1 protein-coding gene is annotated in these 569 nt (G+C 66.3%); it reads left to right on the forward strand.

The window, feature by feature from the left end; all coding sequences use genetic code 11:
* Position 1: 1 nt before the first annotated feature.
* The coding region (locus tag DVK07_RS20760; RefSeq protein WP_233565571.1) for a MoxR family ATPase at positions 2 to 569 on the forward strand (568 nt) is incomplete at its 3' end.

The following is a 569-nucleotide window of genomic DNA, read 5'->3' on the forward strand; positions in this document are numbered from 1 at the left end:
GCTGCTCACGGACGGCCACGTGCTCCTCGAAGGCGTTCCCGGCGTCGCGATGACGACGATCGCGAACGCCTTCAGCCGGGCGATCGGACTGTCGTACAGCCGCGTTCAGATGACGCCGGACATGGTTCCCGCCGACATCTCCGGCACGAACGTGTATCAGCAGGGGACGGGCGAGTTCACCCTCCGAAAAGGGCCGATCTTCGCGAACCTCGTCGTGGCCGACGAGATCAACCGCGCCACGCCGAAGACCCAGAGCGCGCTCCTGGAGGCGATGGAGGAATCGACGGTCACGATCGAGGGGGAAACGCTCGCGCTCCCGGAGCCGTTCATGGTCGTCGCCACGCAGAACCCCATCGAGATGGAGGGCGTGTTCGAACTCCCGGAGGCGCAACGCGACCGCTTCCAACTCAAGTACACCGTCGATGTCCCCGACCGTACCGACGAGCGAACAGTACTCGACCGGTTCGACGAGACGCCGGCGCTCGCCGCCGACGACATCACGCAGGCCGTCGAGACGAGCGAAATTCAGGCCGCGAGCGACGCCGTCACCGAGGTGTTCGTGGCGGACC

The organism is Halorubrum sp. Atlit-26R (assembly GCF_003666015.1).
Lineage (GTDB): Archaea > Halobacteriota > Halobacteria > Halobacteriales > Haloferacaceae > Halorubrum.